This is a genomic window from Planococcus sp. BI3 (genome assembly GCF_056680115.1).
This window is the reverse complement of the sequence record NZ_CM155266.1, coordinates 2,854,299-2,880,655: the sequence shown is the minus strand read 5'-3', so window position 1 is coordinate 2,880,655 and position 26,357 is coordinate 2,854,299. Positions and strand designations below refer to the sequence as shown.

The 26,357-nt window shown below is 46.3% G+C and carries 24 protein-coding genes; 11 read left to right on the top strand and 13 right to left on the bottom strand.

Annotated features, from left to right (window positions below; all coding sequences use genetic code 11):
- Positions 1–115: 115 nt before the first annotated feature.
- From AC1MEO_RS14500 to eat, 4 genes are all read left to right on the top strand, one after another.
- A complete protein-coding gene (locus AC1MEO_RS14500) occupies positions 116–2,050 on the top strand; it encodes a primary-amine oxidase (RefSeq protein ID WP_480331550.1) in 1,935 nt (644 codons plus the stop codon).
- 86 nt (positions 2,051–2,136) lie between these two features.
- The gene (locus AC1MEO_RS14495; RefSeq protein ID WP_480331548.1) at positions 2,137–2,736 is read left to right on the top strand and encodes a hypothetical protein; all 600 of its coding nucleotides are present in this window, start codon (positions 2,137–2,139) and stop codon (positions 2,734–2,736) included.
- A 21-nt stretch (positions 2,737–2,757) separates the two neighbouring features.
- Positions 2,758–3,549 (top strand): helix-turn-helix domain-containing protein, encoded by a 792-nt coding sequence (locus tag AC1MEO_RS14490; protein ID WP_480331546.1) that lies wholly within the window; start codon positions 2,758–2,760, stop codon positions 3,547–3,549.
- A 62-nt stretch (positions 3,550–3,611) separates the two neighbouring features.
- The gene (gene eat, locus AC1MEO_RS14485) at positions 3,612–5,024 is read left to right on the top strand and encodes an ethanolamine permease (RefSeq protein WP_480331544.1); all 1,413 of its coding nucleotides are present in this window, start codon (positions 3,612–3,614) and stop codon (positions 5,022–5,024) included.
- A 272-nt stretch (positions 5,025–5,296) separates the two neighbouring features.
- Here eat and yiaA read toward each other — a convergent pair whose 3' ends face one another.
- A complete protein-coding gene (gene yiaA, locus AC1MEO_RS14480; protein ID WP_480331542.1) occupies positions 5,297–5,746 on the bottom strand; it encodes an inner membrane protein YiaA in 450 nt (149 codons plus the stop codon).
- Between the two features lie 305 nt (positions 5,747–6,051).
- Positions 6,052–6,549: a hypothetical protein gene (locus AC1MEO_RS14475; protein ID WP_480331540.1), complete on the bottom strand. Its 498-nt coding sequence runs from the start codon at positions 6,547–6,549 to the stop codon at positions 6,052–6,054.
- A 319-nt stretch (positions 6,550–6,868) separates the two neighbouring features.
- On the opposite strand from AC1MEO_RS14475, the gene AC1MEO_RS14470 reads away from it, so the two are divergent.
- Positions 6,869–7,687, top strand: a complete 819-nt coding sequence (locus tag AC1MEO_RS14470; protein ID WP_480336108.1) for a YitT family protein — start codon at positions 6,869–6,871, stop codon at positions 7,685–7,687.
- A 73-nt stretch (positions 7,688–7,760) separates the two neighbouring features.
- Here AC1MEO_RS14470 and AC1MEO_RS14465 read toward each other — a convergent pair whose 3' ends face one another.
- Entirely contained in the window at positions 7,761–8,834 is a 1,074-nt protein-coding gene (locus AC1MEO_RS14465; protein WP_480331538.1) for an aldo/keto reductase, read from the bottom strand.
- Between the two features lie 359 nt (positions 8,835–9,193).
- Here AC1MEO_RS14465 and abc-f point away from each other — a divergent pair, with 359 nt between their 5' ends.
- Positions 9,194–10,831, top strand: a complete 1,638-nt coding sequence (gene abc-f, locus AC1MEO_RS14460) for a ribosomal protection-like ABC-F family protein (protein WP_480331536.1) — start codon at positions 9,194–9,196, stop codon at positions 10,829–10,831.
- A gap of 47 nt (positions 10,832–10,878) precedes the next feature.
- Here the strand turns inward: abc-f and AC1MEO_RS14455 are convergent, their stop codons facing one another.
- Positions 10,879–11,196: a TIGR04104 family putative zinc finger protein gene (locus AC1MEO_RS14455; protein WP_480331534.1), complete on the bottom strand. Its 318-nt coding sequence runs from the start codon at positions 11,194–11,196 to the stop codon at positions 10,879–10,881.
- Positions 11,197–11,691: 495 nt separating this feature from the next.
- The gene (locus AC1MEO_RS14450) at positions 11,692–12,759 is read right to left on the bottom strand and encodes a M42 family metallopeptidase (protein WP_480331532.1); all 1,068 of its coding nucleotides are present in this window, start codon (positions 12,757–12,759) and stop codon (positions 11,692–11,694) included.
- A gap of 258 nt (positions 12,760–13,017) precedes the next feature.
- On the opposite strand from AC1MEO_RS14450, the gene AC1MEO_RS14445 reads away from it, so the two are divergent.
- The 3 genes from AC1MEO_RS14445 (at position 13,018) to AC1MEO_RS14435 (ending at position 16,319) form a co-directional block, all read left to right on the top strand.
- The gene (locus tag AC1MEO_RS14445; RefSeq protein ID WP_480331530.1) at positions 13,018–13,836 is read left to right on the top strand and encodes an alpha/beta fold hydrolase; all 819 of its coding nucleotides are present in this window, start codon (positions 13,018–13,020) and stop codon (positions 13,834–13,836) included.
- 127 nt (positions 13,837–13,963) lie between these two features.
- On the top strand, positions 13,964–15,298 hold the full coding sequence (locus AC1MEO_RS14440) for a hypothetical protein (RefSeq protein WP_480331528.1): 1,335 nt from the start codon (positions 13,964–13,966) through the stop codon (positions 15,296–15,298).
- 58 nt (positions 15,299–15,356) lie between these two features.
- The gene (locus tag AC1MEO_RS14435; protein WP_480331526.1) at positions 15,357–16,319 is read left to right on the top strand and encodes a class F sortase; all 963 of its coding nucleotides are present in this window, start codon (positions 15,357–15,359) and stop codon (positions 16,317–16,319) included.
- Between the two features lie 49 nt (positions 16,320–16,368).
- Here the strand turns inward: AC1MEO_RS14435 and AC1MEO_RS14430 are convergent, their stop codons facing one another.
- The 3 genes from AC1MEO_RS14430 to AC1MEO_RS14420 are packed head-to-tail and all read right to left on the bottom strand — an operon-like array spanning position 16,369 to position 18,331.
- Complete coding sequence (locus AC1MEO_RS14430) at positions 16,369–16,872, bottom strand: methylated-DNA--[protein]-cysteine S-methyltransferase (RefSeq protein ID WP_480331524.1); 504 nt, start codon at positions 16,870–16,872, stop codon at positions 16,369–16,371.
- A complete protein-coding gene (locus AC1MEO_RS14425; protein ID WP_480331522.1) occupies positions 16,869–17,765 on the bottom strand; it encodes a DNA-3-methyladenine glycosylase family protein in 897 nt (298 codons plus the stop codon). Before AC1MEO_RS14425 ends, AC1MEO_RS14430 begins: the two co-directional genes overlap by 4 nt.
- Positions 17,762–18,331, bottom strand: a complete 570-nt coding sequence (locus AC1MEO_RS14420; protein ID WP_480331520.1) for a bifunctional transcriptional activator/DNA repair enzyme AdaA — start codon at positions 18,329–18,331, stop codon at positions 17,762–17,764. Before AC1MEO_RS14420 ends, AC1MEO_RS14425 begins: the two co-directional genes overlap by 4 nt.
- 350 nt (positions 18,332–18,681) lie before the next feature.
- Here AC1MEO_RS14420 and AC1MEO_RS14415 point away from each other — a divergent pair, with 350 nt between their 5' ends.
- Positions 18,682–19,038: a hypothetical protein gene (locus AC1MEO_RS14415; protein WP_480331518.1), complete on the top strand. Its 357-nt coding sequence runs from the start codon at positions 18,682–18,684 to the stop codon at positions 19,036–19,038.
- A gap of 83 nt (positions 19,039–19,121) precedes the next feature.
- Here AC1MEO_RS14415 and AC1MEO_RS14410 read toward each other — a convergent pair whose 3' ends face one another.
- Positions 19,122–20,012 carry a fumarylacetoacetate hydrolase family protein gene (locus AC1MEO_RS14410; RefSeq protein ID WP_480331516.1) on the bottom strand — a complete coding sequence of 297 codons (891 nt, stop codon included), beginning with the start codon at positions 20,010–20,012 and terminating at the stop codon, positions 19,122–19,124.
- Between the two features lie 258 nt (positions 20,013–20,270).
- Here AC1MEO_RS14410 and AC1MEO_RS14405 point away from each other — a divergent pair, with 258 nt between their 5' ends.
- On the top strand, positions 20,271–21,221 hold the full coding sequence (locus tag AC1MEO_RS14405; RefSeq protein WP_480331514.1) for a sugar-binding transcriptional regulator: 951 nt from the start codon (positions 20,271–20,273) through the stop codon (positions 21,219–21,221).
- A 272-nt stretch (positions 21,222–21,493) separates the two neighbouring features.
- On the opposite strand, the gene lpdA is transcribed toward AC1MEO_RS14405, so the two are convergent.
- Genes lpdA through AC1MEO_RS14385 form a run of 4 tightly spaced genes read right to left on the bottom strand, consistent with a single transcriptional unit; the run spans position 21,494 to position 26,232 of the window.
- A complete protein-coding gene (gene lpdA / locus AC1MEO_RS14400) occupies positions 21,494–22,876 on the bottom strand; it encodes a dihydrolipoyl dehydrogenase (protein WP_480331512.1) in 1,383 nt (460 codons plus the stop codon).
- Between the two features lie 13 nt (positions 22,877–22,889).
- Positions 22,890–24,227: a dihydrolipoamide acetyltransferase family protein gene (locus AC1MEO_RS14395; RefSeq protein ID WP_480331510.1), complete on the bottom strand. Its 1,338-nt coding sequence runs from the start codon at positions 24,225–24,227 to the stop codon at positions 22,890–22,892.
- Positions 24,228–24,240: 13 nt separating this feature from the next.
- A complete protein-coding gene (locus AC1MEO_RS14390; protein WP_480331508.1) occupies positions 24,241–25,224 on the bottom strand; it encodes an alpha-ketoacid dehydrogenase subunit beta in 984 nt (327 codons plus the stop codon).
- 24 nt (positions 25,225–25,248) lie between these two features.
- Complete coding sequence (locus AC1MEO_RS14385; RefSeq protein WP_480331506.1) at positions 25,249–26,232, bottom strand: thiamine pyrophosphate-dependent dehydrogenase E1 component subunit alpha; 984 nt, start codon at positions 26,230–26,232, stop codon at positions 25,249–25,251.
- Positions 26,233–26,357 lie beyond the last annotated feature (125 nt).

Here is a 26,357-nt window from a genome sequence, read left to right as displayed (position 1 = left end):
CGAAAAAAACAACTTAATGAAGAAACACATTTAAGTTTTCTAAAAATTCCGTTTTTTACAACTAAATTTTTTCTTAGTTTGATATATTGAGTTTATTACAAAAGGGGGTAATTTTATGAAAGCAGAAGAAATCCAGATAAAGCAGGGTTCTCATCCATTAGCTCCATTAACAATTATAGAAATTCAAGATGCAGTCTCTTTATTAAAAAAAGAGAAACAACTAAGTCCTAATGTTCGTTTCCCTACAGTTTCGCTAAATGAACTTCCAAAAGAACTAGTTTTGAACTTTAAAGACGGTGACACATTTGATCGTCAAGTTTATATAGTGCTCTTAGATAATGAAAACTTAAAAACATTTGAAGTTGTAGTGTCACTATCCTCTTCTTCTATCATACGTTATGAAGAAATTCCAGATGTACAACCAGGAATCATGTTAGATGAATTTTTGGAGTGTGAAGACCTAGTAAAGAAACATCCAGATTTTAAAGAAGCATTAAAAAAACGTGGCATTGATAATCCTGATTTAATCATGGTTGATCCTTGGTCAGCAGGGTACTTTAATATCCCTGAAAATGAAGGTAAACGAATTGCACGTGCTATATGTTGGCAAAAGAAATTCGCTGATGATAACGGCTATGCATACCCTTTAACAGGCATAGTTGCTTATGTAGATTTAAACAAAATGCAGGTAGATCGTATTGAAGACTACGGTGTACGTGAAATGCCATCGACTGATGCAAATTACTATCCTGAAACAAGTGATTCAATCGAATTCCGTACTGATTTAAAACCACTAGATATTATTCAACCGGAAGGCCCAAGTTTCACGGTAGAAGGAAACTTGATTAAATGGCAAAAGTGGAGTTTCCGCTATGGATTTACGCCGCGCGAAGGGCTTGTACTGTATACAGTAAACTACCATGATAAAGGAAAAGATCGTCCAATTTTATATCGCGGTGCGTTATCAGAAATGGTTGTCCCTTATGGAGATGCAACTTTTGCACATAATACACAAAATGCATTTGATGCTGGTGAATATGGTATGGGACAGTTAGCTAATTCATTGGAACTTGGATGTGATTGCTTAGGTCATATTCAATACTTTGATGCAATCCTTACTGATGGTGCAGGAAATCCTCGTACGATTAAAAATGCAATTTGTCTTCATGAAGAAGATTATGGGATTGGATGGAAGCACACTGATTGGCGCACAGACCATGTAGAAGTTCGTCGGTCACGTCGCCTTGTCATCTCATTCTTCTGTACAGTAGGTAATTATGATTATGGATTTTACTGGAGTTTCTATCAAGATGGCACAATCGAAGTTGAAGTAAAATTAACTGGAGTTTTAAATACGGGAACATTTGATTCTACAGGGAGCTCAAAATATGGAACTGAAATTGCTCCCGGTTTAAATGCAGTTCACCATCAGCATTACTTTAATTTCCGTCTAGATACTATGCTGGATGGAGTAAAAAATTCAGTCGTTGAAACGGAGACAGTTGCAGAACCTGAAGGACCGAATAATCCATATTCAAATGCATTCTATCCTGTTACACGCACATTTCAAACAGAACAAGAATCTAAGCGCATTATAGATATAAAAACGCAACGTACATGGAAAATAGTTAATAAAAACTCATTGAACTTTGTGAATCAACCGGTCGGATACAAAATTATGCCAGGTGAAAATTGTCTTCCATTCGCTCATGACAGTTCAAGTGTGATAAAACGTGCTGGATTCATCAAAAATCATTTACATGTAACTAAATTTGATGAAAATGAAATGTATGCTACCGGGAAATATCCAAACCAACATAAGGGTGGCGATGGTTTACCTAAATATATTGAAGCAAATCGTTCAATCGATAATGAAGATATTGTTGTTTGGTACACAATGGGCCATCATCATATTACTCGGCCAGAAGATTGGCCTGTAATGCCAACTGCTTATATTAATTTCCAATTGAAGCCAGTAGGATTCTTTGATCGTAATCCTGCTTTAGATGTTCCTCGTTCGATACCGAAAAAATCTAACTCATGTCATTAAATAGTTTTGTAAAAAAGGAAACTGGAGTAGAGAAATCTTCTCCTTTTCTTTCTTTACAGCCGATAATGATTGGAAGGAGTTAAATCATGCTGCTTTTAATTTGTACATGTATGGTATTGCTGTATTCTATTGTTTTTATTCTTAAGATGAAGATGAATGCTTTTGGAGATATGATAGGTATGGTCATAGTAATGATTTTCGTTACTTTTTCTAGCGTCGCTTTCGGTACCATTCTCGGCGTTTTTTTCAAATTTGATATAACTCTCTCAACTATAATATCAATGCTCTACGGACTGGGCCTCGGCTATTTAGTAGGAAAATCAGTTAGTTTAATTGCAATTTTAGAAGGTTTAGCTGCTGGTATAATGGGGGGTATGATGGGGGCCATGCTTGGTAATATGCTACTTAGCAACTTTAAAATTATGATTATCTTCATTACAGTTCTTTTTATTATCATTACCTCATTTCTTTCTTACATTATTACACTTGAGATAGGTAAGAAAAATGAAGAGATACTCCCCATGCCTCGCCCTGATAAATGGATTATTTCTGCAACTCTCTCCATTTTAATTATTTTTGCTACTATAGGTATCGAAGGAAATAAGCCTAATGATAAACTTTATGAAAATCATAATCATTCGAGCGCTGAAATGAAGAGACAAAGCATTAATCAAAGTAATAACTAAAAGAAGGAGACTAGATCAGCGATGATATTTACTCCTTATCAACCCGATATTGAATCAAAAACAGCTAACTATTTAGAATTTAAGCCTACTCAAAATGGAATCAAGGAAAATATTTCTCTTTTTTATCAGTTCAAAACCACAAAAAATAGCGTGCAATATTTTTCTGTAATTCCGGACGGGTGCTTCGATATTATTTTTGAATGCGCTTCCAATAAGCCGATAGCATACCTTTGGACAAGCCCAGAAAAAAGTTTGGAACAACATGGATTCCGGCCTGAATGCGAATATTTTGGGGTTCGATTTTTACCAGAGCAAACAGTATTGATATTTCGCGATTCTATGAAATGTTTATTAAGTAAAAAAATTCTTTTAGAAGACGTCATTGATTCTGTGTCTTTTTTAGCGGAGGAAGTTTATGAGGCAATATCATTTGATTGCAGGATTCAGGCATTTGAAAAGTATATAAAATCATTAACTCACAATAATGAATCTCAACTTATAGTTAATTACTGTATTAATAGAATTTATCAATCTCAAGGGCAACCTGTTATTCAGGAATTGCCTAGAGAAACAGGCTACTCAGACCGATATCTCCGAAAAAAATTTGAAGAAAGCCTTGGCTTCTCTCCAAAACAGTTCAGTGAAATTGTACGGTTTCAGAATATATTAAATGTAGTTTGTAAAGAAGAGATATATAACTTACAGGATTTAGTTACTGAACACGGATACTATGATTTGTCTCATTGTATTAAAGGTTTTAAAAAGTTTGCAGACTTGACACCTAACCGATATAAAGAAAAGATTCATTCATAATACTATGATTCTTTTTGATGTTCAACATTCTAATAACCACTAAAATTTAGGAGGTTTGTATTATGGATGAAAACGTGACATTAAAAAAAGCATTAACACCACTTAATTTATGGGCGATCGGTGTAGGTATAGTAATCTCTGGACAATACTTTGGTTGGAATTTTGGTCTTGCGCAATCCGGTTATGTAGGAATGTTAATTGCAACAGCCATAATCGGAATTATGTATGTAACTATGTGTTTAGCTATTGCAGAGTTATCAACTATAATGCCTCATGCAGGAGGGCCTTACGCTTTTGCAAGGCGCGCCCTCGGTCCCTACGCGGGATTCATAACTGGAATTGGAGTAATTTTACAATACGGAGTTGCTAGTTCTGTAGTTGCATCCGGTGCAGGTTATTACGTTAACTTTCTTATTCCTGAAATCCACCCCGTATTAGCAGGTGCTGTACTATATATTTTCTTTTTTATAGTTCATGTCTTAGGTATAAAAGAATATGCAACAATTGAAATGATACTCGTTACTATAGCTGTAAGTATGATTATTATTTTTTCTTTTTATGGACTACCGCATATTAATCCTGCAAACCTTTTTGGAAATAACTTGAATCAATTGATTCCAGGAGGTTTTTCCGGAGTTTGGGCAGCGCTCCCATACGCTATGTGGCTCTATTTAGCAGCTGAAATGCTACCAATGCTAGCTGAAGAAAGTAAAAACCCTATTAAAGATATGCCTAAAGCTATAATGAGAACTTTAATCACGCTTATTATATTATCTGTATTTGTTATTACAGTTACGGTTGGATTAGGTGGAATTGCCGCAACTACCACAGCATCTGATCCTCTCGCTCTTGCTATTTCTTCTGTTTTTGGAGAAAATCATTGGGTAGTTACCGGTTTATTTATAGTAGGTTTATTTGCTTTAATTTCTAGTCTGTCAGGTACTATTTTAGCTTATTCCAGACAAATCTTTTCTCTTTCAAGAGCAGGGTATTTCCCTAAATACTTATCAAATATACACCAATCGCGTCGTACTCCTTATAACGCCATTATTATTCCTGGTGTTATCGGATTTTTTTTAACACTTCTATTCAATCCTAATACCTTAATTCTGATAGCTACATTCGGAGCATTGGTTTCTTATATCTTTATGTGTTCATCATTAATTGCACTAAGAATAAAGGAGCCTAATTTACATCGTCCTTACAAATCGCCATGGTTCCCTATAGCTCCAGCCATATCTATACTCATCGCTTTTGCCGCTTTGTTCTCAAGTATTTTCAGTAATATAGCGTTCTTCTATATAAGTATCGGTATATTTTCGGTAGCATCACTATACTATTATGTGTGGGGTAAAAATAATATAAATAAAGATGCTCCAGAGGAACAGTTCTCACATTCTAATCCACTTATAGTACCGGAATTAAAAATTCAAGAGAATGTTTTATTGGTAAGTCCAGAAAAAACAAATAAATAAATTCAAACCATATAGTTTCATAATCATTGCTCTCTAATATTTTAAATTTTAAAAAATATTAGCAGCTTAATATCGACTCTTATTTACTTCTATTTTATAAAAAGAGAATATTTTGAGAATAAAGTGACTGCCGCATAATCATATGCTTATTACCATCACCACCCTAACCACTGTCAACTACATGTAATTAAAAGAGAAACACCTAACCAGAAAATCAGTTAGGCGTTTCTCTTTTGTATTCTTTTCAATAGAACCTCAACACCAACAACAACTTACTTATCCTGATTCGCTTCTTCTGTGTCCCGAACATTCTTCTGCACAGTGACTACAGCAAACAAACTCAGGACGAACGAGATGCCGTAAAAGCCTTTCTCGCTTAAAGTGATGCTCCCGGCGTTGAACAGGCCGATCGCCATGAGTGCCAGCGCCGCGATCAACGCAAACCAGCTGATGCCGAAATACAGGTTCGTGACCCGTATCCCTTCGTCGCGGTCTCTGACTGCCTTTTGAAGCGACACTGCGGCGTAAAGTCCAAGAATCAATAGGGTAATATAATAGCCTTTTTCATTTAATTCCATCAGCGCATTGTATAATCCGATCAAATACGCCGATACCCCAATCAGCAAAGCGCCCCAGGCCGCACCTTTAAACGCACCGGTCGGTTCCCCTAATCTGCGTTCCTCTTTCGGTTTTCTGCTGAACAAGTCTTCGCTTTCACCCATCTGATCCCATCCCCTTTTAGCTTGAATTTCCAACTTCACTTGCACGACGCCATTTACAGTGGCCGGCCAGAGAAAAAATTTGCGGCGGCCGTCGGTTGGAGTCCCTGTATTTGTACCAGGTGAAACTACCTCTCCCCGTTCCAGTTTATCACAGCAGAACCATTCAGAAAGATGAAACTTTATGATCTCTTGTCCTCGCCATGGAAAGTTCGTATGTAGACTAATCTTTCGCTCGAATAAAGTTTGCGGCAGGCAGAAAACCGTCAAATCAGACTGCACATAGGACGGTCACCTCAGGCAATCCGCTATTCAACCATCAAACTAAAAACATAATGAGCAGTCCCTTGTTCCCAAATTGCAGTAACTACATACACCGTTTTTCCGCTGGACTGGTCCAGCACGATTCCTTTATAAGGCCCCTTCGCAACCCCGTCCGAATTCCAGATATTCACTCTATAGGAATCCGGCTCCTTTTCGAACCTGAGGCCGATCCCTGTCTCTCCATTTACTCTGGGAGCGTTCTGCTTCTCAGCTGCTTCCATCGGAGAAAGGGTTTCCGTTTCAACAAGAACCCACTCGCTTTCCTGTTCGTCAAAATAGCTCCAGCTATACCCGCTTCTTATAGAAGAAATCTCCTTCCCATCCACCTCCACTGTGAGAACAGGAGGCGTTTCACCTAAATCCTGACTGGCTTCTATTGCAGAGGGAACGGGTTTGTCAGCCGTCGCTGCCCCTCTTTCTTCTGAACAAGCTGCCAAAATCACAAGAAAGATCGCGCCCCAGAACAAGTGCTTGAACTTCATTCCTCTCCCCCCCTTTGTATCCATTAGACCTTTTAATAAATGAAAAGTTACAGTTCCAAAACGCATCGCTCTTCAACATCGCCCAACTATTTCATCACGTTGCTTTTAGAACTTTTGCCAAGCCTGCATAAAAAACTATTAATTGCATTCATATCAAGCGGAGCCTATAATTTGAAGCACTGTGCTGAAAAATAATAGCGGACAGCAATTATTTTTGACACAAAGGAATTAATGATAGAACGGAGATGTATGCGTGAAAAGCTTTTATAGTTTGCTGGTCATTTTTGCAGGATCATTGCTGCTTGCAGTTGCATTTAATATGTTTTTATTGCCACATGAGATCCTATCCGGCGGCGTCACAGGTATGGCAATGATTTTGGGGCTATTAACCTCCATCAATGCAGGAGTTTGGCTGGTGGTCCTTAACATTCCGATTTTCGTGGTCGCGTGGATGAAACTGGGCAAGGTGTTTGTCCTCAACAGTATTTTTTCCGTGGCGGTAACATCGATTGCGATGCTTTACATTCCTATTATGAAAGTCACCGAAGACGCACTATTGTCTTCAGTGTTTGGCGGGGTCATGATCGGCGCAGGTGCCGGTGTGATCATCCGTTTTTACGGTTCAGGCGGCGGATTCGACCTCGTCGGGCTGCTGCTTACGCTAAAGCGCGACATCCCGCTCGGCTTTTTAGTATTCTGTTTAAACAGCGTCGTCATTTTCATTTCCGGGTTCATCTTTTCTTGGGAACTGGCGATGTATACCATGGCTTCCATCTATATCACCGGAATCGTCATGGACCGTGTACACACACGCCATATCAAGCTGAGCCTCATGGTGGTGACAAGCCTCGGCGATGCCGTCAAAAAAGAATTGCTCGAAAACCTGTACCGCGGCATTACGGTGACCGACGGCGAGGGTGCCTACTCCGGCAACAAAGTGAAAGTGCTGCATAGCGTCATCACGCGTTACGAACTGGCCTATGTCCGGCCGCTCATCAAGTCCATCGATCCGAATGCGTTCGTCAGCATTACGGAAACGATGGAAGTTATGGGGAATTTCCGGCGGGACGGGACGTTCAAGAAACCGGCTGAACCGAAAAGTGCCGTCGTTGCTAATGCCCCGGACACTTCTAAATAAAATAGCACAGATCAAAAACGCACCGACACTGAGCCAGTTAAAGCTCAGGATCGGTGCGTTTTCTTAATTGTTTTTATTCCTCAATCCCCATCGACTTTTTATACCCTTCCAAATACGTCTTCTCAGACGGACTGCTCATGTCAAACGAACTCATGGCGCGGTGCCAGTTTGGGTAGATGGGCACCGGGCGCGCGGTGGATTCGATCAGATCGTGCTCGTCTTGCGTCAGTTTGATTTCAAAGGAAGCGATGTTTTCCTTCAGCTGCTCTTCGTTGCGGGCTGCGATGACAATCGGGCCGACGTTCGGACGGTCCCGGACCCATGCGTACGCGATCTGCGGCACCGATGCGTTATGGTTGGCCGCGACTTCCTCCAAGGCGTCGATGACCTGGTACAGCCGCTCCTGATCCTGCACCCAAGGTTCCGGCCATCCCGCTCCTTGGCGTGTGTTTTCAGGCGCTTGTTTATTGCGCCCGATCTTGCCGTTCAGCAAGCCTTCACCAAGCGGACTCCAGATCATCGAGCCGACGCCGAGTTCTTGGCCGGCCGGAAGCAGTTCGTATTCCGCTTCCCGCGCTTCTGGAGTGTAGTAGATCTGCTGTGTAATCGGCGGGATGGAGCCAGATTGGTGTGCGACCGTAAACGTACGGGCCAGCGCCCAGCCGCTGTAGTTCGACACGCCCCAATGGCGGATCTTGCCGGATTTCACGAGACCCGTCATCGTTTCGACCGTTTCCTCGACCGGTGTCTGTCCGTCCCAAAGATGAACGAAATAGACGTCGAGATAATCGGTACCCAGGCGCTCCAGCGACTGGTCAATGGACGTCAGGATGTTGCTTCGCGAAGCTCCCCTTGCGTTAGGGTTATTTTCGTCTATATGGAAACCTGTTTTCGACGTCAGCAGTACCTCATCCCGGCGCCCTTTGATGGCCGATCCCAATACTTTTTCCGCATCGCCTTTTGAGTAGAGGTTGGCGGTATCGAACATATTGATGCCGGCTTCCAATGACATGTCGACCATGCGGCGCGCGAGATTTTCGTCAATATTGCCTGCAGCTTCAAAACCATTTGTTCCGCTGAAAGGGACAGTCCCGAGTATGTATTTCGGAACACGCAAACCTGAATTTCCTAGATAAATATATTCCATGGTGGCCTCCTGATAAGCTGTATTTTTTAAAGCAAGACAGTCTTAGCTTACCCGTTGGCTGCTTATATAAAACAGTCCTTTGAAGGATCCAATCCAATTGGAAATGAATTTATTGCTATGCTATACTGGCCTTATCAAACGACAGAAAGGCTGATGGGTGGACGATGCGCAACTAATCTTGTTTTAGCGACTGGAATTTAAATTTCAACTTACGCAAAATAGGATTAGTCTGCCCATATTCAGAAAACTGTCGAGTCATGATACATCTATGGCTTATTTAGAACGGGCACGATACGGCTAATCCTTTCAAATTTATTTGGGGGGATTTTTTAGTTCCCTCTCCTGAAGGGATTGATTGGATGAAAGAACTACTGAAATTACAGAGTGTACGCTATGAAATAATGGATACGATGATTTTTGAAGAGGTCCATACAAGCATCCAGCAAGGCGAAGTGATCGGCGTCATCGGCAAGAATGGAGCCGGAAAGTCGACTTTGCTTCGCTTGATCGCCGGTGAATTGATTCCCACAAGCGGGCAGCTGGACTGGCTCCAGCCGAACATCGAAACCGTTTTTGTGGAACAGGAAACGGAAACACACGCCTTCAATGAGGTCACGGCTCCAGAAAGCGCCTTGCTGAAACAATGGCATGTGCCGATGCATGATTTTCCGCTCCTCAGCGGCGGCGAAAAACTGAAAGCCCGGCTTTCCGCAGGCCTCTCGAAGGATGCCCACCTGTTGTTGTTGGACGAACCGACCAATCATTTGGACAGCGAAAGCATCGAGCTGTTGGAGGCGCAGATTCGCAAATACCCAGGGACTGTCATCCTGGTGTCGCATAACCGAAACTTCCTGGACGCTGTTGCAACCAAAATCTGGTCGCTCGAAAACCAGAAACTGATCGAGCACTACGGCAACTACTCCAGCTATATGGAAGCGCGGCAGCAGAAACGGTTGACCCAGCAGCGTGAATACGACAAGCAGCAGAAAATGGTCGAGCGCATCGAAGCGCAGATGGACGAACTCACTTCCTGGTCGCATAAAGCGCATGCCGAATCGACCAAACAGGAAGGCGCGAAGGAATATTACCGGAAGAAAGCCAAGCGCATGGACAAACAGGTTAACTCTAAGCAGAAGCGTCTGGAAAAAGAATTGGATAAAATCGATGCAAAACCGCTTGAGCCTGAATACGAAGTCGCCTTCTCGATGAACGCCACACATAAAACAGGCAAACGTTTTCTTGAAGTGAAAGAGCTGTCGAAGGCGTATGGAGGAAAACTGCTATTTGAAAAAGCCGGCTTCACCATATTACACGGGGAAAAAGTCGCCATTGAAGGCGCAAACGGAAGCGGCAAAACGACATTACTCAAAATCCTGCTTGGACAGGAAGCCGCGGACGGTGACGTTTGGGTCTCCCCTTCCGCAAGCATAGGCTACTTGACGCAGGAAGTGTTCGATCTGCCGCTTGAGAAAACACCGGGCGAGCTGTTCTATAAGGAAAGCTTTGAAGCGCGCGGCAAAGTCCAGAACTTGATGAAGCATCTCGGCTTTACAGCAGAGCAGTGGAAAGAACCGATTGGTGTTATGAGCATGGGTGAACGCATCAAATGCAAACTGATGGTCTATATTCTGGAGGAACGGGACGCGCTGATTCTTGATGAGCCGACCAACCACCTCGATTTGCCGTCACGCGAGCAGCTCGAAGAGACTTTGGCGCAGTACACGGGTACGCTGCTGGTCGTCTCTCATGACCAAGCGTTCCGGGAGAAAACCACCACCAGCAAACTGGTCATCGCGGACCGCCGGATCGAGAAGCAGCTCGATGCACCCGCTCCGGAACGCGATGAAACTGGGGAATTGCTGATGCGGCTTGAGACGGAGCGCCAGGAAGTATTGGGCAAATTGAGTTTTATGATAGTGAAAGATCCGCAATATGCCGAGCTTGACCGGCGGTTTAGTGAGTTGACTCGTAAAATCAGCGAGCTGAAGCCGATTTGAATGAGAAGGAAAAAGAGCCGTCCTGAATCGTTCAGGAACGGCTCGTTTCATGTCTGGTTTTTTGGATGCAGCGATTTATCTTCGCTGGAAAGTTTCATGATGAACGGATAAAGGCTGAGCGTAGCAGTCAGTAAGCCAGCGGCAAGCAACACTACACCCAGTACACCCAAATCAAAAATATTGCTTAGCGCGATGATAAGGAATGCGGGAAGAATACTGAAGAGGGCATTTTGCTTTCTCGACTTCGGCACGATGTATTGGACTTTTTCGCAGTATGGACAATTTGCTTTATTGGTAAATTTCAGGGTTTTCAGGACAATGGTCTTCCATTTCCATTGCCGTACGCAATTTTCACAGCTTGGCATATAGACACGCTCCTTTTATTTATCTATTTGTTTATTTACGGTCTGTATAGTGGAAAGTTTCGTAATTCGAAGCTTTTGCGGCTTTTATTCGCATGAAGATTCCTAGTTAAATGGATATACAGTCTGAATCGGACCAAATACAGTCCGTTCCATGCTAAATACTGTCCAAATCAGTCGAAATACTGTCCAAACGCCCCCGTTTACTTGCCAACCCCAAATTCCCACACAAAAAAGAGCAGAATGGAAACAGTTTGCACGGCAAACTGCCTCTCTCCGTGAGCAAATCCCGCTCATGGACGACGATCACTCGTGGATTTCCATATCATACTTTCATTTATTGATTAGATGCCCCGGCATCTTATACACGGTACGAGGAAAAGTCATCCAAACTTCCCCATGCGCCACGAAACGTTTCCAGCACTCTTTAACACCCAAAAAACCGGAGCCATTTTCACTGGTTCTGGTTTTTTGGGTGTTCGAAAGCACCAGCCGGGTTCAGACAAATTTCATATCGCCCCACTCAGAACTTTCGCTCAGCATTGCTTTCAGCAAGTTAAAGCCTGCTTCAAAATCCTTCAAATCCGCCATTTCAATCGGCGAATGGGAATAGCGGCGCGGGAATGTGATAGCCGCCCCTAAAATTCCTTCTTTCACAAGATGGATTGCCGATAAATCTGTCGTCCCATTGGGCATGACTGACAACTGGATCGGTACATCGTATCTCTCTGCATATTTAACAATGAGGTCTTTCATCTGCGGAGCCATCAAATTTCCCCTTGCACCTCCACCGGAAAATAAGGGCAGCACCGGTCCCCTGCCAATGGAGATTGGATACGCATTGCCGTCCGGGGTGTCTGTGCATGCAATGGTATCAAGGATGATGGCGTAGTCGGGATCGATTTTGTAGCCAGCGATCTGTGCCCCGCGAAGGCCCACCTCTTCCTGTACGGTGATCACGCCAACCAGGGTTCCGCTAAAATTCTTATCTTGAAAGGCTTTGAATAATTCCACAAGCATGACACAGCAGCTCCGGTTATCGATCGCCTTGCCGCAAATCAAGTCACTATTGGTAAACCTGTCCAGATCGCTGATATAGGTGATTGAGTCGCCGATTTGAATGCCCATTTTCAAGACTCTTTCTCTGGAGTGGGCCCCGACATCGACGTACATATCGCTAATCGGCAAAACTGTGGTTTTTTCGCTGGCGGTCTGAAGATGGCCAGCTTTCACGCCGATGACGCCAAAATGGCCATTGACGTCCACTTTGCGTCCGACCAACAATGCGTCCATCATGCCGCCGGTTCGCTCCATCCGCAGGAATCCTTTCCTGTCGATGGCGCTGACCATGCAGCCGATTTCATCCGAATGCGCTGATACCAAGACCGTCGGACCGGGTTTGTTGCCTTCCAGAACGGCATAAATATTGCCCATATGATCAATCTCCACAGCTGCCAGCGGTTCCAGCAATTCTGCCAGCCGTTGGACCACCTGATGTTCTCTTCCTGGACTGCCGGGCAATGCAGCCAGCTCTTTTAGTTCTTTAAAAAACTGCTCTTTAAACATCGAATCTCCCCTTTCAGAATGCTCTACAAAATCTATACTACTTGAAAATAAACGTTCAGTCTTTTGAAAATTCCATTTATTCTACACAATGTCTTTTAGCAGCTAGTGGAAACAGGCTATTCTTAATACATGTATCTTTTCCCAAGACGATGTAATCGTATCTGAAATACAAATCCTTAATTCGTTTCAGTTTATTTAGTAACAACACAGGGAAGTTTATAGACCAATACCGTTTTTAAATTAGAGGAGGAACTATTTTTGGGACATTACATTGAAGTAGAAGATGGCGTAAAAGTTTATGTAGAAGACGTTGGATCGGGGCAGCCGGTCGTATTTATCCACGGTTGGCCGTTAAACAGCAAATCGTTTGAATCGCAGGTCAGCATCCTGGCGCAGCAAAACTTTCGTTTTATTGGCATTGACCTCCGTGGATACGGAAAATCGGACAAGCCGTGGTCGGGTTATGATTACGATACAGCGGCGAGCGACGTTAAAGCAGTTGTTGACCACTTGAAACTTGAGAATTTCGTACTTGGCGGATTTTCTATGGGCGGACCGATTGCAATCCGCTACTTAACGAAGTTTGGCCAGCAAGGCGTAGATAAATTACTATTAATGGGAGCCGCTGCTCCTGTGTTCACGCAGCGTGAAGATTTCAAAATTAACTTGAAACCTGAAGAAGTGGATGACATCATCAAGCAAATCAAAGAAGATCGCCCGGCTTTCCTTGCTCAATTTGCAGACATGTTCTTTGAACAGAAAAAATCACCGCAATTCCTGCAATGGTTCCAGCAGCTCGGCCTTGAAGCCGGAGCGCATTCAACCATCAACTCGGCCATTGCATTAAGAGACGAAGACTTGCGCGGCGAATTGGCGGGCATCACAGTGCCGACAGCCATTTTCCACGGGAAAAAAGATCAGATTTGTGCCTATGAATTGGGTGAAGAGTTGGAAAAACAAATCCCCAACTCCGTTCTCGTTCCATTTAAAGACAGTGGACACGGCATCAATGCCGATGAACCCGAGCGCTTTAACAATGAATTGCTAAGCTTCCTTAGAAGCTCTGGCGTAAAATAACAGAATTTAGATAATGGTAAAGAAGATGGCTTTGCAGCCGTCTTCTTTTTTTTTCAAAAAAAGTGATCTACTTTTTAATCCCCTCCGTTATGTATGTAAGAAACTTAAAAAAGAGGAGTGGTTTTAGATGAATTGGAAAAAAATAGTAGCACCTGTACTTGGAGCCGCACTTTTGGTTCCTGGAATGGGAACAGCAGCATTCGCGGACGAACTTCCGCCAACAGAAACGACAGGCGTTGAACTTCGCGCCACACTGGATTCCCTATTGTCAGAGCATTATGCGCTGGCCGTGGATTCCATGATGAAAGTTTATGACGGCGATGAAGCTGCGGACGCATCGATTGCAGCACTTGATGCCAACGCTGCCGACATGGAGCCGGTCATCGCCTCAGTTTACGGCGAAGAAGGCGGAGCTGCTTTCGTCGAAATCTTCGATAAGCACAATATGGGCACCGACGATTACGCTGCCGCTGTGAAAGACGGCGATGAAGCGATGCAAGAAGAAGCATTGGTCGAAATCCAGTCATTCGTTGACGACATGGGCGCATTTCTTGGCACTGCAACAGAAGGCAATCTTCCAGAAGACGGTGCAACTGCCGCGCTTCGTGAGCATGAAGATTTTGTTCAAGAAACATTCGACCTGTATGTAGAAGGTGATTACGAAGCGGCTTATACTTCTTACCTGGAAGGCTTCACGCAAATCTTTGGAGCAGGAAGTGCCATCAGTGGAGCGATTTCCGCTCAGTTCCCGGATCAGTTCTCCGATCCGAACACGCCAGCCGGCGACTTCCGTTCAACGGTTAACCGCATCGCTGCTGAGCATTTCGCTTTGGCCCAGCTGAGCATGACAAAAGGTTATAATGGATCTGAAGACTTCGACTTTGCTGACTGGGCACAAGACCAGAATACAGAAGAGTTCCGTACAGCACTGGCTTCTGTATACGGTGAAGAAGCGAGCAACCAGTTTGTTGAACTTTGGAACAACCAACACATTTCAGTCCAAGGCGACTTGGCGACCGCAGCAGCAGCTGACGATCAGCCCGCTGTAGAAGAAGCGACAGCTACACTCACCAGCACGTTTGCGACTGATCTTGGAACATTCCTGAACACCGCAACTGAAGACCGCATGCCTTTGGATGACACCATCGCAGGCGTACAAGCACATGAAACTTCAGTAGTTGATGCATTCCAGCAATACGCAGCTGGCGACTATGCAGCATCTTATGAAAGCTACCGTGCAGGCTATGCAATCATGTTTGATATCGGCAAAGGGTTGAGCGGCGCCATCGTCGATCAATTCCCTGAGAACTTTGAAAACACAGCACCTGAAAAAATGCCGGCAACAGGACTTGGCGGCACCGCTGAACAATCCAACACTATGGTCCTTTGGATTACCTTGAGCCTGATGATCCTATTGGCAGCTGGAACAATTACGTATCGTCAAACTAAAAACCAGCAATAACAGTTCAGGGAGGGCCAAGTGGCTCTCTCTGTTCCTGATTGGAAAGGAGGGAATGCAGATGAAGCAGCTTGTCACCATGGGAACAGCGATTGTTTTATGCCTCGTCTTGTTCATCATTTTGAAGCCTTTAGCAGCCAGTCCGACGGTTGAAGAAAGAAGCGAAACCACCGAACCGGCTGAGCAAGCGGCAGATAAGGAAGAGGTATCCGGCAACTATGTCGACAAAATTGCGGAGTTTCCTATCCTTCCGGAACAACGGGAAAAGCTGCAGATGCTGCAGCGTGAACGCCAGGAAAGCATAAGAGGCATGGAGCCTGCGCAGATTGAAGTCCCTTCGATCGGTGTTAAAGCAAACATCGAACCGACGGGCATTCTGGAGAATGGCGAAATGGGTGTGCCGGAAGACGTAGATCAAGTCGGCTGGTTTGAACCCGGATTTAAAGCGGGCGCCAAAGGCAACGCCGTATTAGCTGGACATGTCGACAGTTTGACGGGTCCCGCAATCTTTTATGAATTGAAAGATGTAAAAGTGGGGGAAACCGTGATTCTGAGAGACGCAGATGGCCGCGAAATGGTGTTTGAAGTGAAAAACCTGACAAGCTATGAAACTGATAGAGCGCCCATTGAAGAAATTTTCGGCAACTCGGACAAGCGGATGATCAACTTGATCACTTGCACCGGTGACTTTAACCGCGACATCGGGTCGCATGAAGAGCGTCTGGTCGTGACCGCCGAACTCGTTTCCGATTCGAACGTTAAAGAAACGCCGCCGGAACCGCCCGCAAACGTCATGGCAACGGCTTTCAATATCTCCTGGCATGCGGTGCGGGATGACGCGATCATCGGCTACCGCATCTATGAAGAAGATATCCAGACAGGCGAAATAGAAAAAGTTGAAACGGTTTCCTTGTTCGACAGAAAGAAAGTTGAACTTAAAACGGATGATGCCAAGCGCTATTTCGTCACTTCTGTGGATGTCGATTTGAATGAGTCGGAAAGAGCGGAAGCACAGACGAAATAAGTATTCTATTTGCAAAACCCCCAGCTAAGCGACATTAGCTGGGGGTTTATTAGGCTTTATTAACGGATTGAAGATTTTTTCCAACTTCTTTTTCATGCCGCAGCAGCCATTCCTTCCGGGTCAACGTTCCGGCGTAGCCGGTCAGCTTCCCCGTCGATCCGATGATCCGGTGGCAAGGCACGACAATGGTCAGCTTGTTCTTGCTGTTGGCATTCCCCACTGCCCTTACGGCTTTGTCGCTGCCGACCGCTTTGGCAATCGCCCCGTAGGAGACGGTTTCGGCATAGGGAACCTCGGTTAATGCCAACCATACTTTTTGTTGGAATGGAGTGCCGGTTGATTGGAAGGGAATGCTGAATTCCGTGCGCTCTCCCTTAAAGTATTCCTCCAGCTGCCGTTGGCAATCCACGATCACTTGCGGACTATCCGGATTGAGCGGAAAGTCCGCGCTGTCTTTTTCGCTGAACAGGATCGATAGGATTGCCCTTTCTGTTCCGACGATTTCCACGATGCCGATCGGGGATTGGAATTCAGCTTTGTGCAATTCATTCATAATAAAGACCTCCATAGATAGAATGTGGCATAAGCCTGCCACCCTTCCCAGTTTTTCGCCAGTTCGGCAATTTCTTCGACTGTCGGTTTCCGCTCCATTTTTAATTGGGCTTTCAATGCATTATGCAGGCCGACATCCGCCAGCGGAAAGGCTGATTGGCTGTGCAGGCATTTCATCATGACATAATTAGCCGACCAGGCGCCGATTCCTCGAATTTCCAGTAACGAACGCTCCATGTCCATTTCCTTAAGCAGCCGCTCCTTCTTCAACTCGCCGCTTGCCATCGCTTGCGCAATGCCCAAAATGTATTCCGATTTCCTGCCGGTCAGCTGCAAAGCCCTTAATTCCGCAACAGTCAGCGCGGCAATTAGCTCAGCATCCGGAAATGTCCAATAATGCTCTCCTTCGTAAGTCAGGGATTCTCCAAAGTTTTCGACGAATCTTTTCTTCAATGTGTAGGCAAAAGCCAGATTGATTTGCTGGCCCATAACCGCCCAGACCAGTGCTTCAAACAAGTCCGGTACGCCAATGACCCGCAAGCCATAATATTTTTCAACCACGCTGTTCAGCACCGAATCCGTTTCCGCCATCGCGTAAAATTCCCGAAGATCTGTTTTCAGGTCAAACCAGTCCACTACATAAGCTGCAGCCCCTTCTCTTTCCTGCACAGATGGCGCGCCCAATGGGAATTCGAGGCGCAAAGCTCCAGCTGACGGTCTGATATGAAACAGCACAAGCTGTCCATTGAGCTTCAGCAGTTTGGTGATCTTGCCTCCATCCAGCCGGTACAGGTTTTCCTGCGAAGACCGGCCCAGATGGACAAGGCATTCCGCAAAATTAAAATCAGCGGGCGTTGGTATTTCCGTATACAGTCCATCATCTATCTTTTTCATGAAGTCACAGCCTCGCTCCACTTCCGAAATTCAGTTGGTGAATGATTCTTCAGCTTGCGGAATATTCTATAGAAATTGGAGGGACTTTGAAACCCGGCTTCAAAACATATAGCGAGATTGGACAAGTCGGTGCATTTCAGCAAGTGCGCCGCCTTGTCTACCCTGATCCTTTCCAGACAGGAACGCGGCGTTTCGGACGTTTCCTGCTTGAATACACGTTCCAGGTAAAACGGGCTCATGCCGACATGATCAGCAATGTCCGGCAGGGTTATGCTTTCATTATAGTTAGCCGTCAGGTAAGCCATCACTTTGCGTGTCAGCTCTTCATCAGGTGAAAATTCCGTTTCGGGTTGGCATCTTTTACATGCCCGGAATCCATTCGATTCAGCTTCCACCATGGTCATATAAAATTCGACGTTGTTCTTTTTTGGCTTCCGGGACCTGCAGGATGGCCTGCAATAAATTTTGGTTGTTTTGACTGCTGTGTAAAAAAGACCGTCATACTTCCGATCGCAAGCCAGGACCTTTTCCCACATTTCATCAAAAGACAACTTTTCTTTTTCCATCATGCAGCCTCCTTCCACGCGAATCCTGGGCACATGTTTTATTGAATTCATCTAAGTTGAACTCGAGTCTTTTCATTTTTGTGCAGCGCTTCGGGTGTTTTGCAGAACCTCTAGTCTGAAGGGTTATGGGTTCAACTTATATCCCCGTGTTCTTTTCTTCATTATATCCCAGTGCTGCGCTTTCTTCAGCCCTCCGCTATCCGTTGTTTTCTCCATTTTATAACCGTGAACCCCGAGATGCATCCTCAATCTTGCCTTTACAGTCTAAAAAATCACAAGCGGAAAAATTTTTATTTCCAGCCGCCTTCTCTTATAATGGATAAGAACTCTATGAAAGAAGGAATAAGTTCATGATACAAATTTTTTGGTACGTATACGCTGCACTTCTAGCCACTTCCACGATTGGGTTTTTCATACATGGCGGCTACCGGAGCCCTGTCTTTCTGATTGACCTGGCATTTACAGTGATTGCCTGGGTTGGCCTGTTCGGGTTTGTGACCCATTATCAGATTTTCACACCATTGGCATGGCAAGTGATCTTTGCGGCTGTGGTGTTATGGGACCTGCTGTTTTTCTTCTTCATCAAGTCGCATGTCACGGCGGAAGAACCGGAAGCCGGCACTGCATCCATGACCATTATTTCCGGTGCGTTGATGCTCGTCTTGCTTGGCCCTCTCTACTACGCCTTATTCCAATATGCCTTTTAAGATTGACTCTGCCCCATGCCAAAGACCGCTGTACTCCAATTTCAGGTTGGGAGTACAGCGGTCTTTTTTTGCGGATAGACAACTTACTGTCCCGTGCTCTTCAAATCCGCTACTGGGTTCTCCAGCGGTTCGAACCCATCAATCCGGCAGCTCACTACATCCCCTTGCCGGATCACCACGGCCCCAGGGGTTCCGGTCGAAATGATATCCCCCGGCAGCAAAGTCATTACTTTGGAATGGAATGAAATCAAGAACTGCGGCTGAAAAGTCATATTCGAAACCGTATTCTCGCGGTGCACTTCCCCGTTGATGACAGTCGCCACTTTCAGCTCAAGGACATCCTCCACTTCATCCGGCGTAACCAGATGCGGACCGAAACTGAAAAATGTGTCGAAACTTTTGGCACGCGTCAAATAACGCGGATTTTTCTGCAGGATATCCTCTGCAGTCATATCGATAATCATCGTATAGCCGGCTACGACATCGAGCGCGTCTTCTTCCGCCACATCCCTGCATTCTTTGCCGATGATGATGCCCAGTTCAGATTCAGCAGTGGTGCGCTCTGATTGCAACGGCACCTGAATCGTTTCCCCCGGACCAATAATCGTCGTGTCAGGTTTCATGAAGCTCGCCGGTTCGGTGTTGGGTGACACTTCATGCAGGTCGGCCGCATGCTCCACATAATTCAAGCCGATGCCCCAAATCTTTCGCGGGTGGCGATACAGCGGTGCATAGCTGATCTGATCAAACGGGATGATCAATCTCTTAAAGGACTCCTCCCTTATCTTTTGCTGGAATTCATCCTGAAACCAATGGTTCAACGCGTTCAATTGATCCGATTCTATCAGTTCCAATAGATTCGTTGCCCATTGTTGGTTGAACGCATCGTTCAACCGCTCAAATGGCACGAGACCGGATTTCAGCACTAAGGCAGCCACTTCTTTACCTGATTGTTTAATTGTCGCTAAACGCATACGGCCATTCCTCCTTCGCATTCACTTCTGTGATAAACCTAAGAACTCATGCGGCTTATGCCTTTTCTTATTTACCCTATTAACTGACGGAAAATTCTTTCATTTTGATAAAAGCATTAAAAGGTCGTCTTTTTTGGGAGCATTTACCTTTTGCAATGGTGTACAAAGAAAGGGGGAAATCGTATAATGAAGACATGAAAGCGGTAAACAAGCTGGACTTTACAGCCGCAAATCGGACTCTGACAAGAAGGTGCAAAGATGATGAATTGGGACGAACGCAGACAGATCGTAAAGGTCGCTAACCTCTACTATTTCGACGGCCAGACCCAGGCGCAGATCGCCAGCAAAATGGGTGTCTCCCGACCGGTGATTTCAAAACTGCTGAATAAGGCAAGGGAAATGGGCATTGTGGAAATTTACATCAAGGATGAAAATGCTCATACAGTGGAATTGGAACAGCAGCTGGAAAAAGCGTACGGCCTGAAAGAAGCTCTGGTTGTGCCTGCAGCCAATTTAGGCACCGACATGATTAAGCATGCCCTTGGAAAAGCGGCTGCTTCCTATGTATCAAAAAATATTAAAGACATTAAATCACTGGGCATTTCATGGGGCAGCACTTTGTCTAAATTTGTGCAGGAATACCCGTATGAACAGCATCGCGACCTGCAGATTGTCCCGCTGGTCGGGGGAATGGGCCAGAAATTTGTAAACATCCATTCAAACCTGCTCGCTTATCAGCTGGCTCAAAAAATGAATTCTTATTGTTCTTATCTGTATGCACCTGCCATGGTGGAATCCCTGGAATTGAAAGAGCGGCTCATCCAGTCGGAGGATATCGCCATGGTGCTGGAAGAAGGGCGCAATGTGGAAATGGCGGTTGTCGGACTTGGCAATCCGTTCGAAGGCTCGACTATGGTCGAGATGAACTATCTGACTGCGGAAGATTTGGAGTCATTGAAGAGCGCCGGAGCTGCAGGAGATATCGGTTCGCGCTTTTATGATGCGGACGGCAACCAGATCAAGCATCCGTTGAACGATTTGGTCATTGGCCTGGACTTGGAAGAATTCAAGAACATACCGCAGGTCGTCGGCATTGTCGAAGGCGCCCATAAAGTCGAAAGCCTTAGAGCCGCTTTAAAAGGCGGATACTTGGATGTATTAATCATCGATGACGTTACGGCAGACTTGCTTCTCCTAAAAAACCAATAGACTGAACCTGGTGACATGCGTTATAACAAAAACCGATTGGCTTGATGCTTAGTGCATCAGGCCAATCGGTTTTTCAGCTTAAGAAAGTAGAGTATTTCAGTGCTTTTTTTATGATTTAGGCAGAGCTGAACGGGCGCTTCCGCTTTTCTCATTGTCCAGTTGCAAGTGCCTAGCTCTTCGGGATGTAAGCCACTCTGGCTGTGCGGCTGAAAACATGCCGCTTCGCCAGATCGTCTTACCCCTGTCAGAGCTGAACAGGCACTTTCACTTTTCTAGTGATGCACACCTCTCCCTAACCAAGAGGCAGCGGCTTCGTACAGGCTTTCGGATACTGTCGGATGCGCATGGATCATGGTTGCCAGCTCATCGACTGTGCCTTCCAACCGCATATAGGCGGATGGTTCTGCTATCATTTCCGTTACGTGGGGACCGACCATGGAAACGCCCAGGATCTCCCCGTAGGTAGTGCCGGCGATCAATTTGGTGAACCCTTCTTTTTCATCCAAAGTGAGGGCTTTGCCATTTCCCGCATGGTCCACTTTCACCACTTTGAAAGGGATGCCTTGTTGTTCCGCTTCTTCTTCCGTCATGCCGACACTGGCAATTTCAGGACTTGTATAGACGCATCTCGGCACCACGTGGTAATCCATCTTTTCTTCCTGTCCTGCCGCATTAGCCGCAGCAACCAATCCTTCAGCACTCGCCACATGCGCAAGCTGCCAATTGCCGACCAGGTCACCAGCAGCGTAAACATCCGGAAGGCTGGTCGCCATCTGTTCATCTACTTTCACGAAAGGGCCATTCATCTCCAGCTCCAAGGAGTTGAATGCTGAAGTATTGGGAGACCTGCCGACCGACAGCAGAATCATTGCGGTCTGCAAAGTTTCCTGGTTCCCTTTTTGGTTTTCAACATGGACCAGCCGGGAGCCGCCCCCTTGCTCCACTGCCATCACTTTGGTCGAGGTTAAAATGGTGATGCCTTTCTTTTTCAGTGATTTCGCCAGAACTCTTGCAGCTTGCGGATCTTCGCTCGGAACAATCCGGTCGCTCATTTCAACAATGGTCACGGGCACACCCAATGCTGCAAATATGCAGGCAAACTCCACACCGATGATGCCGCCGCCAACAATGGCCAGAGATTCCGGAATTTCCGTGATATCGAAAATCGTATCGCTGGTGTGGAAATTCCCTCTCTCCAGACCGGGAATAGGCGGGACAATCGGTTTCGAGCCGGTGGCCAAAATGATTTTATCAGCTTTAATTGTTTCCCGGCTGCCGTTCTGGTCCACTTGAATGATCCCGTTCGGCTGCACTTCCCCGTAGCCATTCAAGACATCAATTTTTCCTTGTTTCATTAAATGGGCGATGCCAGTCCGCAGCTTTTGGATGACTTCATCTTTGCGTGCCATCATCTTGGATAAAGTCACGGTGACAGGCCCCGTTTCTATGCCCCAGCTTTTGGCTTTCTCGATGTTTTCGATGACTTCGGCGTGCCGCAGCAAGGTCTTGGAAGGGATGCAGCCACGATTTAAGCATGTTCCGCCAAGCTCCCGCGCTTCCACCAAAGCCACCGACTTGCCCAGCTTCGCGGCTCTGATGGCCGCCACATATCCTGCCGGGCCGCCGCCGACCACCGCCACTTCATAAGTCTTCAATAGGATCTACCCCTTATAGTAATAATTCAAATGGATTTTCGAGCACGCCCTTCAAATCTGTAAGGAAAGCCGCAGCCGGTGCTCCGTCGATGACACGATGGTCAAAGGACAGGCCTACTCCCATCATCGGGCGCAGCACAATCTGGCCATTCAGGCCCACGGGCTTTTCAATGATACGCCCGATTCCGAGAATTGCGGATTCCGGCTGATTGATGACCGGGTTGAATGTGTCGACCGCGTACATGCCCAGATTGCTGATGGTGAAGGTGCCTCCGGACATTTCGTCCGGCTTCAATTTGTTGTCTTTGGCTGCCTGTCCAGCTGTTTTACAGGCGACCGTAAGTTCAGCCAAGCCTTTCTGGTCGGCGTCTTTGATGACCGGCACCACCAGGCCATCTTGGAGTGCTACCGCCAATCCGACATTAATGGCTTCATGATGGATAATTTCATTGCCTTCCAGTGAAATATTGATGTTCGGATGGCGCTTCAAGGCATGGGCTGCCGCCTTCAAAATGATTTCCGTGTAGCTGAGGCGGTAACCAGTCTGTTTTTCAATCGGTCCCAGCAATTGCTTGCGCATCGCCACCACTTCAGCCATATCGATTTCACTATTGAGTGTGACATGCGGCGCGGTCGTTTTGCTGTGGAGCATCCGGTCTGCTACAGCTTTCCGGATCCCTGCCATTTTCACCCGTTTAGCCGGTGCCGCTTGAGATGCCGCCGGTTGCTTGGCTTGCTCTACATCTGCCCGGTAAATCTTGCCTCGCGGACCGCTGCCGCTGACTTCCTGCAACTCCACTCCTTCTGCTTTCGCTACTTTTTCAGCAAGCGGCGTAGCACTGCTGGAAGCGGTGGCGGTGGCGGAAGCAGCGGCAAAACCTTCAACATCCGCCTGGTGAATCCGCCCTTTCGGACCTGAGCCTTCGACTTCTGTGAGTTGGACTTCGTTTTCCCGGGCGACTCTTCTGGCAGCCGGAGTTGCCCGGACTTTTTCCGGCTGTTCAGAGGGCTGCTCCGGTGTTTCGTCTTTCGACTGCTGTTCCGGCATTTCCGCAGAAACAGGCTTGCCGCTGACGCCCGACTCTCCAGGCGGCGAATCGGGAACTTCTTCTCCCTCTTCGCCGATATAGCCCACAACATGATTGATCGGCACTTCGTTGTCTTCTTCAAAATAGCGTTTCAGCAACTTCCCTTCCTCATAGGACTCAACTTCGATATTGATTTTATCGGTCATGATTTCAAATAGCGGTTCTCCGACTTCGACCGAATCGCCTTCTTCTTTAAACCATTGAAGCAATGTGCCGACTTCCATCGTACTGCTCAGCTTCGGCATGAAAATTTCTTTGGCCATCTGTTTCTCCTCCCTACAGGCGGTTTAGCGTTTCTTTGACGGCTGTGACGATATCGGCTACTCCAGGAACCGCCGCTTTTTCCAATTCCGGATTATAAGGAATCGGCACCGCTTTTCCGCCAAGCCGCTTGATGGGCGCATCCAGATAATCGAAAGCTTCACTTTCTGCAATCAGGCTGGCAATTTCACCGCCGAATCCGCCGCGTTTCACCGCTTCATGGACCACGACCAGGCGCCCTGTCTTTTGGACGGATTGGACAATGGTATCGATGTCGAGCGGCACCAGTGTCCGTGGATCAATCACCTCGACATGGATGCCTTCTTTCTCAAGTTCCTCAGCGGCCTCCAATGATTTGTGGACCATGATCGCCGTCGCGACAATCGTCACATCCGTTCCTTGTTTCTTGATATCGGCTTTGCCGAGCGGAATCGAATAGAGTTCTTCGGGAACATCGGATTTTGTCCGGTAGCAAAGTTTATGTTCATAGAAGATGACCGGGTTGTCGTCATCAATCGCCGCCTTCAATAATCCTTTGGCGTCGTAAGCCGTTGACGGCTGCACCACTTTCAGGCCGGGGATATGCGCCATCCAGGCTTCCAGGCTTTGCGAATGCTGCGCCGCCGCCCCGGTTCCGGAGCCGGCTGGCGTCCGCAGCACCATTGGCACTTTCCCTTTTCCGCCGTACATATAGCGAATTTTCGCTGCCTGGTTGACCATATTGTCCATCGCAATGGTCATGAAATCGGAAAACTGCAGTTCCAGTATCGGCCGCATGCCCGTCAGCGCCGCGCCGACTGCTGTTCCCGAGATGGCCGCTTCTGAAATGGGCGTATTGCGGATCCGTTCCGGGCCAAACTCTTCTATCATTCCACGTGTGACACCGAATGCGCCGCCATAGACGCCGATATCTTCTCCTAACACAAAAACGTCTTCGTTTTCACGCATTTCCTGGCTCATGGCTTCTCTTACTGCTTCTAAATAGGTCAGCTCTCTCATGCGTCGATTCTCCTTTACTCCGCTTTATGCGTAAATATCTTCCATTAAAGCATCCAAAGTGGGTTCTGGACTGTTTTTTGCGAATTCCACTGATTCCTCGATTTCCTTTTTGGCATCCGCTTTAATTTGATCGGCTTCCTGTTGCGTGAAAATCCCTTGCTCGATCAATACTTCGGCCATCAGCTTGATGGGATCCCGCAAGAGCCACTCTTTTTCTTCCTCGCGTGTCCGATACTTTTTGGCATCGCTCTTCGAATGTCCTTTGGAACGGTATGTTTTCGCTTCGACAATGGATGGCCCTTCGCCGTTGCGCGCCCGCTCGACCGCTTCACTGACGCCGTTCATGACGTCGAATACATCGTTGCCATCGACCACTTTCCCTGGAATGCCGTAACTTGCGGCACGTGCGGCAATATCTTCGATGTTGATCATTTCCCGCACCGGCCCTGACATGCCGTATTGATTATTTTCGCAAATGAAGACCACCGGCAATTTCCAGATAGACGCCAGGTTGATCGCTTCGTGGAAACTCCCTTCATTCGAAGCCCCATCCCCGAAGAAGCACAAGACCACATAGCCTGCTCGTTTCATCTGTGAAGTCAGCGCAGCTCCTGCAGCAATCGCAAAGCCGCCTCCTACAATGCCGTTGGCTCCGAGGTTTCCTTTGTCGACGTCCGCGATGTGCATCGAGCCGCCTTTGCCTTTGCAATAACCGGTTGTGCGGCCGAAAAGTTCAGCCATCATGCCGTTGACCGTTGCCCCTTTGGCGATGCAATGACCATGGCCACGGTGCGTACTGGTGATCTTGTCCTGCTCTTCCAGGACGGCGATAGAGCCGACGGCAGAAGCTTCTTGTCCGACACTCAAATGAGTGGTTCCGTGAATCATCCCTTTGGCAAAAAATTCATCCACCTTCTCCTCAAAAAAACGGATCAGCCACATTTGCTTGTACAATTCCCTTAACTCCGTTTCTTTTACTTGCGGCGGCAATTTCAGTTTCTGTGTCATGTGCCTTCCTCCTTTTACATATGTTCAACTGTGTGACATATGTAAAATATAATGTTTTTTGATTATTTAGTCAAGTCGTTTGAAAGGGCCATCCCTCTCGAATGGTTATAGAGAAGTCTGGCCCG

What these genes read in the sequence shown, in the direction of transcription:
- AC1MEO_RS14475 (WP_480331540.1), bottom strand. Translation starts at nt 6,549, where the DNA reads ATGAAGTTCAAGCACTTGTTCTGGGGCGCGATCTTTCTTGTGATTTTG.
- yiaA (WP_480331542.1), bottom strand. Translation starts at nt 5,746, where the DNA reads ATGGGTGAAAGCGAAGACTTGTTCAGCAGAAAACCGAAAGAGGAACGC.
- AC1MEO_RS14465 (WP_480331538.1), bottom strand. Translation starts at nt 8,834, where the DNA reads ATGGAATATATTTATCTAGGAAATTCAGGTTTGCGTGTTCCGAAATAC.
- AC1MEO_RS14490 (WP_480331546.1), top strand. Translation starts at nt 2,758, where the DNA reads ATGATATTTACTCCTTATCAACCCGATATTGAATCAAAAACAGCTAAC.
- AC1MEO_RS14395 (WP_480331510.1), bottom strand. Translation starts at nt 24,227, where the DNA reads ATGGCCAAAGAAATTTTCATGCCGAAGCTGAGCAGTACGATGGAAGTC.
- AC1MEO_RS14470 (WP_480336108.1), top strand. Translation starts at nt 6,869, where the DNA reads ATGTTTTTATTGCCACATGAGATCCTATCCGGCGGCGTCACAGGTATG.
- AC1MEO_RS14425 (WP_480331522.1), bottom strand. Translation starts at nt 17,765, where the DNA reads ATGAAAAAGATAGATGATGGACTGTATACGGAAATACCAACGCCCGCT.
- AC1MEO_RS14405 (WP_480331514.1), top strand. Translation starts at nt 20,271, where the DNA reads ATGATGAATTGGGACGAACGCAGACAGATCGTAAAGGTCGCTAACCTC.
- AC1MEO_RS14420 (WP_480331520.1), bottom strand. Translation starts at nt 18,331, where the DNA reads ATGGAAAAAGAAAAGTTGTCTTTTGATGAAATGTGGGAAAAGGTCCTG.
- AC1MEO_RS14450 (WP_480331532.1), bottom strand. Translation starts at nt 12,759, where the DNA reads ATGTTTAAAGAGCAGTTTTTTAAAGAACTAAAAGAGCTGGCTGCATTG.
- AC1MEO_RS14410 (WP_480331516.1), bottom strand. Translation starts at nt 20,012, where the DNA reads ATGCGTTTAGCGACAATTAAACAATCAGGTAAAGAAGTGGCTGCCTTA.
- AC1MEO_RS14495 (WP_480331548.1), top strand. Translation starts at nt 2,137, where the DNA reads ATGCTGCTTTTAATTTGTACATGTATGGTATTGCTGTATTCTATTGTT.
- AC1MEO_RS14435 (WP_480331526.1), top strand. Translation starts at nt 15,357, where the DNA reads ATGAAGCAGCTTGTCACCATGGGAACAGCGATTGTTTTATGCCTCGTC.
- AC1MEO_RS14440 (WP_480331528.1), top strand. Translation starts at nt 13,964, where the DNA reads ATGAATTGGAAAAAAATAGTAGCACCTGTACTTGGAGCCGCACTTTTG.
- abc-f (WP_480331536.1), top strand. Translation starts at nt 9,194, where the DNA reads ATGAAAGAACTACTGAAATTACAGAGTGTACGCTATGAAATAATGGAT.
- AC1MEO_RS14415 (WP_480331518.1), top strand. Translation starts at nt 18,682, where the DNA reads ATGATACAAATTTTTTGGTACGTATACGCTGCACTTCTAGCCACTTCC.
- AC1MEO_RS14430 (WP_480331524.1), bottom strand. Translation starts at nt 16,872, where the DNA reads ATGAATGAATTGCACAAAGCTGAATTCCAATCCCCGATCGGCATCGTG.
- eat (WP_480331544.1), top strand. Translation starts at nt 3,612, where the DNA reads ATGGATGAAAACGTGACATTAAAAAAAGCATTAACACCACTTAATTTA.
- AC1MEO_RS14500 (WP_480331550.1), top strand. Translation starts at nt 116, where the DNA reads ATGAAAGCAGAAGAAATCCAGATAAAGCAGGGTTCTCATCCATTAGCT.
- AC1MEO_RS14390 (WP_480331508.1), bottom strand. Translation starts at nt 25,224, where the DNA reads ATGAGAGAGCTGACCTATTTAGAAGCAGTAAGAGAAGCCATGAGCCAG.
- AC1MEO_RS14455 (WP_480331534.1), bottom strand. Translation starts at nt 11,196, where the DNA reads ATGCCAAGCTGTGAAAATTGCGTACGGCAATGGAAATGGAAGACCATT.
- AC1MEO_RS14385 (WP_480331506.1), bottom strand. Translation starts at nt 26,232, where the DNA reads ATGACACAGAAACTGAAATTGCCGCCGCAAGTAAAAGAAACGGAGTTA.